The organism is Microcystis sp. M53603_WE2, assembly GCF_030065435.1.
The window spans coordinates 1-6,835 of record NZ_JASJFF010001205.1 but is presented as its reverse complement, the minus strand read 5'-3'; the positions used below and the strand labels follow the sequence as shown (position 1 = coordinate 6,835).

7 protein-coding genes and 1 pseudogene are annotated in these 6,835 nt (G+C 38.4%); 5 read left to right on the top strand and 3 right to left on the bottom strand.

The features are described 5' to 3' along the window. Positions 1 to 305 precede the first annotated feature (305 nt). A complete protein-coding gene (locus PX481_RS25250; RefSeq protein ID WP_002735656.1) occupies positions 306 to 506 on the top strand; it encodes a hypothetical protein in 201 nt (66 codons plus the stop codon). A 96-nt stretch (positions 507 to 602) separates the two neighbouring features. Here PX481_RS25250 and PX481_RS25245 read toward each other — a convergent pair whose 3' ends face one another. Next, positions 603 to 1,424 (bottom strand): sulfotransferase family protein, encoded by an 822-nt coding sequence (locus PX481_RS25245; protein ID WP_288096699.1) that lies wholly within the window; start codon positions 1,422 to 1,424, stop codon positions 603 to 605. 90 nt (positions 1,425 to 1,514) lie between these two features. Between PX481_RS25245 and PX481_RS25240 the strand changes: the two genes are divergently transcribed. Then, positions 1,515 to 2,456, top strand: a complete 942-nt coding sequence (locus PX481_RS25240) for a hypothetical protein (RefSeq protein ID WP_288096696.1) — start codon at positions 1,515 to 1,517, stop codon at positions 2,454 to 2,456. Between the two features lie 153 nt (positions 2,457 to 2,609). Here PX481_RS25240 and PX481_RS25235 read toward each other — a convergent pair. After that, a pseudogene (locus tag PX481_RS25235) lies at positions 2,610 to 2,747 on the bottom strand (geranylgeranyl reductase); the annotation flags it as partial. Between the two features lie 255 nt (positions 2,748 to 3,002). On the opposite strand from PX481_RS25235, the gene PX481_RS25230 reads away from it, so the two are divergent. From PX481_RS25230 to PX481_RS25220, 3 genes are read left to right on the top strand one after another with little or no spacing between them, the layout of a single operon-like run. Then, positions 3,003 to 4,208 carry a DUF262 domain-containing protein gene (locus PX481_RS25230; protein WP_288096694.1) on the top strand — a complete coding sequence of 402 codons (1,206 nt, stop codon included), beginning with the start codon at positions 3,003 to 3,005 and terminating at the stop codon, positions 4,206 to 4,208. Further along, a complete protein-coding gene (locus PX481_RS25225) occupies positions 4,202 to 5,305 on the top strand; it encodes an AAA family ATPase (RefSeq protein ID WP_130756240.1) in 1,104 nt (367 codons plus the stop codon). Before PX481_RS25230 ends, PX481_RS25225 begins: the two co-directional genes overlap by 7 nt. A gap of 1 nt (position 5,306) precedes the next feature. Further along, entirely contained in the window at positions 5,307 to 6,101 is a 795-nt protein-coding gene (locus tag PX481_RS25220) for a hypothetical protein (protein WP_193977300.1), read from the top strand. Positions 6,102 to 6,291: 190 nt separating this feature from the next. On the opposite strand, the gene PX481_RS25215 is transcribed toward PX481_RS25220, so the two are convergent. Then, positions 6,292 to 6,835 (bottom strand): Rossmann-fold NAD(P)-binding domain-containing protein (locus tag PX481_RS25215; RefSeq protein ID WP_502888635.1); only part of this gene is annotated, 544 nt, incomplete at its 5' end.

Sequence of the window (6,835 nt, the reverse complement as noted above, 5' to 3'; positions counted from 1 at the left end):
TGAATTTTACCCCCGATCCCTCCAATGGTCGGCACTTTTTGAGGGAAAAAAAGTCTAAAAGCCTTATCCAACAAGGTTTTTAGATTTATTCAGCAAGCCCTAATTATAGTCACTTCAATTAAGATTGAATCGTATCAGACTTATCTGAAATGACTATCCCTTTTGAAGGACTAATCTTCTGCATAAGAAGAGTCCAGGCGAAAAAAAACCAAAAAGTAGCGGAATGTATAGCGCGCCACTACATCTCAGAAAAAACCCCTTACAATAGAGACAAAAGTGATCGGAGATCAATGGGGGTGAACGTCATGTTAGTGATTTTAACCGACGAACACATTCTCGATACGGGTTCTGTCTGTCAGGGCTGTCTTTTAGCCAACCAGCAGGGACAACCCCGGTGGCGAGAGGGTAAACTAGGCTGTGGTCACTCCTTGGGTAAAGGAGGAAGCCAACAGCCCAATCTCTACGAGTGTCAGATGGGCTTTACAATTGCTAATATTGAAGGCTAATCAGACCTTTTAAATGCTCAACTTAGAGTTGAGTTAGGGGGATTTTCTTGGGACTCGGAGGAGAGAATCAAGGCTATTACTAATCCCCAATTCAGCTTAGATACAATGACAATAATGACTGAGGGTTTCGTAGCATCGATCGTAGGCTTTTTGGGCTTGGGTTAAAACAGCGTCGGAAATTTCTATATCTAATTTTCTGGCTTGTTTAATAATTTTACCCGCTTTGATATTCTCGGAAGAATCTCCTATACCGCGGCTGCCAGTGGTTTTTAAAACTCGATATTCTTCAGAAAATCCCGTTTTAGTATCGAGATGACTCTGTAAACTATTAAAAACCAACTGACTTTGGTTTAATACCTGATCGTGGGTGATAAATAAACTCTTTTCTTTGCTGTTAATTAATCGAGCATAACTTTCTAAGGTGGCTAAACGACCAGTATAATAGCCTAGCGCGTGCTGCTCGTTTTGATGGGGTTTAAGATCTAGAATACTAGCTAAAGTGCGCTGCGGTTCTCGTAGTAAAAATATGGTCTTAACCGGATCAGATTGCAAAAAACTATGATCTAAAAACTTCTGATCATGAAGAACTTTATCTAAAATATATTTATGATTCATGTTTAAATCTTTCAAACGCCAGTAGAGTTGAAACATTAAAGTTTTAAAATCCTCTTCACTCTCATAAACCAGATGAGTTTCGCCAAAACCGATAATTTCAGGATTAGAATTGAGGATATGGGTCAATAAAGACGAACCCGATCGCATATGGCTAAGAATAAATAAAACCTGATAGGGTTGGGGACGAAAGAGAATTTTATAGGGGTCTTTGGGTGTATCAATGCGTACCTGAAAATACTTATAAGTTAAACGATGGGTTAAACCCTGCCAAGATTGGGGTAAGCGATCGAGGGCTATAGTCATAGGTTAATAAGGAATTGTGTCAACTTGTCGCGAAGATTCCCCTATAATGTATCCCATTTAAGACCCAAACAAAAGTGAGGTTTATACAAAATGGGATTGCCAAGTTGTTCGCTCTGGTTTTTTACGGCGCGAACCGATGTCTGGTTTATGATGAACACTATTCCCCATCTAGTCAAAATGAGTCAGTTTCCCTTCCAGGAAAAGGTACTCGCCATTGACACGGCCCCCTTAAGCGGGGAAAAGGTTAATCGCCCCGGACTGGGTACAATGGGGGAATTAAGAGCCTGTGGTGAAAAATTAGTTGAAGATGGCATAATCGATCGCCTAGTGGATTTTAACTACGATCCGGGCTATCGTCAGCGTATCTATCAAAAGCATTTCGGCAGTCCCCTCCGTTCCACCCATAACTACAAAGGTTATCCGATTTTCGGCTCGATCTTCAAAATCGAGTCCTGTCGCAGCGATTATATGGTCCATTATGACAGTGACATGATGCTCTACCAAGAACCGGATTACAGTTGGATCTGCGAAGGGATCGAGTTAATGGAAACCCATCCAGAAATGATGTTTGTGCGTCCTTTGTCCGGTCCACCGCGGCCCGATGGTACGATTTATTCTCAGCATCCCTGCACGAAAAATCCCGATGGATTCTATCAATTTAAATTTTTTGGTAGTCGTGCCTATCTACTTAATTGTCGTCGCTACGATCGCCTTTTACCGATCACCCCCCTCTGGCGCTCTTATAAAAATACCTTTCTCGATCATTTACCCGATGGTTTAAAAGCTTGGGGGAATATTTTGACTGGCAAAGGAAAACTCGACTCTTGGGAAATTATGGTTTCTCGCTCCCTAGAACAAAGCAACTACTATCGCGCCACTCTCACCAATGCCAAGGGTTGGACTCTGCACCCCAACGAGCGCTCTGCCGCTTTTAGGCAAGCTTGGCCTAGTATTATCGAAAAAATCGAAGCGGGTATTTACCCACCGCCCCAAGCTGGTTATTATGACCTGATTCCGGAATTATGGTATTAAAAGAGCGTTATTTCTCTAGATTGGAGGTGAGGCGGTACTTAGAGATTGCAGGTGTGGCGATATTTTTGTTTGAATTAGAGAAGACAGGAAGAAACAACCCAAAAGAAAACCCAACCACCGCCGGAGATTGGGTTTTCTGGTTATAAATTGATTTTAAGGAGCTAAAGCGTTACCGCGCAGGAGAGAACCGATGGTTTTAGCAGTAATCTTCATTTGTACGAGAGGATTAGCGGGAACAACGGTTTTATAGAGATAACTGTCAAAAGTCATCTTCTGTACGTCCTTTTGAGAATTGCCTTGGGAGTGATCGGCAAGCTAGGTCAGAACAGGATTGAAGGGGTTGACATTTTATTTAGGTACGCTATATTCTAAAAACAATTGGCTCTCTCAGGTTTAGTGGGTAAAATGTATTCTAAAATACAGTCTGGGGGCGAGTGAGTGGAACGAACCACAGAGACACAAAGGACACAAAGATTGATCGCTACTATATAAGTTTAACTTATCACACAAGGAATAAGAGAGCCAATAATTTCATGGGACTATAATATGAAAAACAGTACAAATGATATCACATACGAACAATTAACATCCCAAGAAACTGAATTGCAAGACGAAAATAAAGAAGAAGAAGGAGAAGAAGAAGAAGGAGAAGAAGGAGAAGAAGAAGAAGGAGAAGAAGAAGAAGAAGAAAGTTCAGACTTCTTCGATCCAACCCAAATCAGAATTACGACCAAACAAATAACCATGGATCTTCTGATCAAAAGAATTGAATATGAAGAAATTAACTTAAATCCTGATTTTCAACGTAACGCTAACATCTGGACTGATAAGGCTAAAAGCAGATTAATCGAATCTCTGTTAATACGAATTCCTCTGCCAGCATTTTATATGGATGCAACCGAGGAAGACGAATGGCTAATTATAGATGGATTGCAAAGACTGAGTACATTTAAAAGCTTTATTCTTGATCAGAAGCTTGTCTTAAAAGACCTAGAATTTTTAAAGGAATTAGAAAAGAACAAGTATTCAGATTTATCTCGTAACTATAAACGCAGAATAAATGAAGCAGAGTTTATTGTGTATTTAATTGAACCTGGTACACCACCTAAAGTTAAGTATAACATTTTTAGAAGAATTAATACTGGAGGATTACCTCTCAATTTACAAGAATTTCGTCAAGCGATAAATCCAGGTAAAGCCATAAAAATTCTCAAGGAATTAGCAAACATTCCAGAATTCCAAAAATTGACAAGTTTTAGTCAAAAAAGAAAGAATCGCATGGTCGATCATGAATTTATCTTAGGATTTATTGCTTTTACTTTAATAAGCTACAATTCCTATTCGTCTGATAAAGGTCGGGATGATTTTTTAGATCAAGCAATGAAAAGGCTAAACAAAATAGATGAAAATCGAGTACAAGAAATCAAAAATAAGTTTATTTTTGCCATGAAAGCGGCAAATAATATTTTTGGAGAAGATGCTTTCCGTAAAATCCGTAAAATCACAGAAGATGGAAAAAGAAAATATCCTATCAATAAAGCTCTTTTTGAAAGTTGGTCAGTTACCCTGAGTGATTTAAGTGAACAAGAACTTGAAACATTAATTGAGAGAAAGGAGAACGTCAAGGAAGTTTTTATTAAAAAAATGGAAGATGATAGTAATTTTCTCGAATCTGTTTCTCAAGCAGCCACTAAAGTTCCCTATAGATTTGATACAATTAAAGAAATAATAAAAGAGGTGTTATCATGTTAGAATCATTAGTGTTAAAAAATTTTAAGATTTTTGAAAATCAATCTTTTGACTTAAAACCGCTAACTTTGCTCTCAGGATTAAATAGTAGTGGCAAATCCACTTTGCTACAATCCTTATTATTACTTCGCCAGTCCTATAAGCAGGATTTATTACCAAAGGAAGGATTAGCATTAAATGGTGATTTAGTTCGTATTGGAACAGCTAAAGACGCTCTCTTTGAAGGTGCAAAAGAAGATTCAATTACTTTTGAAATTACCAGCGCAGATCATGGTAAAAGTTCATGGGTTTTTGAATATGATCCTAATTCTGATGTTCTTCAACTATCTCCCCTGTCCCAAGATACTATTCCTCAAGAAATTTACCGATCCAATCTTTTTACTGATAAATTTTACTATCTACGAGCAGAAAGAATGTCTCCAAGTCCACATTTTGAAATTTCAGAATTTCAAGTCAAACAGCATAAACAGCTTGGAAGTAAGGGAGAATTTACAGCACATTTTCTTTCTATCTACGAAGAAGAGAAAATTAGAGATTCAAAATTAGAACATCCTCAAGCAATTTCTACAAGTTTTAAAAATCAAGTGGAAGCTTGGATTGGAGAAATTAGCCCTGGAACTAGAATCATAATCTCATCTCATCCAGAAATGGATTTAGTCAGTTTACAATACTCTTACGGACTGAGTAATCCTTATCGTCCTACAAATACTGGGTTTGGTATTACATATATACTACCTATTGTTGTGGCTTTATTATCATCTGTTACAGATACGTTAATTTTATTAGAAAATCCTGAAGCACATCTTCATCCAAAAGGACAATCTAAGATAGGAGAACTGTTAGCATTAGCGGCAAGCTGTGGGGTACAAATTATAGTAGAAACTCATAGTGATCATGTCTTAAATGGTATTCGTCGAGCGGTAAAAAATAAGAAAATTAATGCTCAAGATGTACGAATTCATTATTTTCAAAGATATTTGAAACAAGGACAAGCTGTATCAGAAGTTATTTCACCCATTCTTTATCAAGACGGAGGAATTGATCAGTGGCCTGATGGATTTTTTGATCAAGTGGAAAAAGATTTAATGGAGTTGCTTTAAAATGAAGTTTTTGATTAATGAACTTTCTTTTACTGGGCAAGCTAAAAACGACAATGAGGCTTACGAACTGCTCAAAAACTTATATGATATCATCCAAGAAGTAAAACCTATACAGAACAATTATCCTATCCAGACTCATAGTAGTTTATCTCAACAAAAAATATTATCTAATCTTACTATTCATCAATGGATTTGCCAAAAAATAAAGTCTCCTCATCCACAAGAGCAAGTGCTGGCTAAATTGTTGATACGAATTTTAACCAAGGGACCATTTATCGATAACCAAGTATTGCTTGAATCTTGCGAATGCTATTTTAACAACAAAAATATTACATCGAGTTCTTTAACTGGAGCGGTGAAACTTAAAGGTAGTTTACTCAGTTTACAAAAATCGGACGATTTTGTTGATGAAACCGTTGAGGTAACATTTCGAGAAAAAAACCAATCCTCTGAAAATGTTACCATCAGAAATTTAACCCAGATTACTCAATCTAGAAAATTATGTCCTCGTTACACTGGAACTCCTAAACATGATTCATCATTGAAAGGAACCGCACCTAGTGTTAAAGGAACTCCAATGGATTTAACAATCGAAGAAGCTCAAGAAGTCTTAAATCATTCCATAGATTATAAAAAAAAACGCTATGGATATCAAAAAGAAAAAAACAAGTTTTATGTATTTCATCCCAATAACAGTTATGATTCTGATGGCTATCCACTTTATCACGGGTTTCCAATTTCTGATTCTCAAGTTCTCCCTACAATTAAGAAAGACCTAGGAATAGGAAAACCATGACTCCCATCGAGGGGTAAGCGCATCTTAACAATCCTTGACAAAATGAACTTTATATGGGCTGCTTACCCACGATTCAGGCATATTTGAGGAGAATTTGCTATCTCAATTGTTAAGCAAGACAGGAGATGAAACAACCCAAAAGAAAACCCAACCACCGCCGGAGATTGGGTTTTCTGGTTATCAATGGATTTTAAGGGGCCAAAGCGTTACCGCGCAGGAGAGAACCGATAGTTTTAGCAGTAATCTTCATCTGTACGAGAGGATTAGCGGGAACAACGGTTTTATAGAGATAACTGTCAAAAGTCATCTTCTGTACATCCTTATCGGAACACATTTCCACAAAAGCTTCCCGGGTGGCATCGGTACGGTAGAAAACCCGTTGCAGGATATCTAATACCAGATAGGTCATACCGTATTTCTTATCCCAACGCTTGAGGTAGAGTTTTAACTCGTCCTCTGTGGGAATACGTTGGCCGCCGTTAGTGACTTCGACAATGGTTTCCGCACACATCCGCGCCGATTTAGCGGCGAAATAGATGCCTTCTCCCGAAGACTTAGTAACTGTTCCCGCAGCATCTCCCACCAGTGCCACGCGACCAACTACACGACGAGGACGGGGATGTTCGGGGATGGGGTGAGCCTCCACGCGGATGATTTCGCCCCCTTCCAGACGACGGGCCGCGCGAGCGCGAATACCAGCTTGTAGGTCTTTAATCATGGCTTTATTGACCTTC

Excerpts from the sequence above, each read along its gene's own strand:
- PX481_RS25250 (WP_002735656.1), top strand. The coding sequence starts at position 306 with ATGTTAGTGATTTTAACCGACGAACACATTCTCGATACGGGTTCTGTC.
- PX481_RS25245 (WP_288096699.1), bottom strand. The coding sequence starts at position 1,424 with ATGACTATAGCCCTCGATCGCTTACCCCAATCTTGGCAGGGTTTAACC.
- PX481_RS25240 (WP_288096696.1), top strand. The coding sequence starts at position 1,515 with ATGGGATTGCCAAGTTGTTCGCTCTGGTTTTTTACGGCGCGAACCGAT.
- PX481_RS25230 (WP_288096694.1), top strand. The coding sequence starts at position 3,003 with ATGAAAAACAGTACAAATGATATCACATACGAACAATTAACATCCCAA.
- PX481_RS25225 (WP_130756240.1), top strand. The coding sequence starts at position 4,202 with ATGTTAGAATCATTAGTGTTAAAAAATTTTAAGATTTTTGAAAATCAA.
- PX481_RS25220 (WP_193977300.1), top strand. The coding sequence starts at position 5,307 with ATGAAGTTTTTGATTAATGAACTTTCTTTTACTGGGCAAGCTAAAAAC.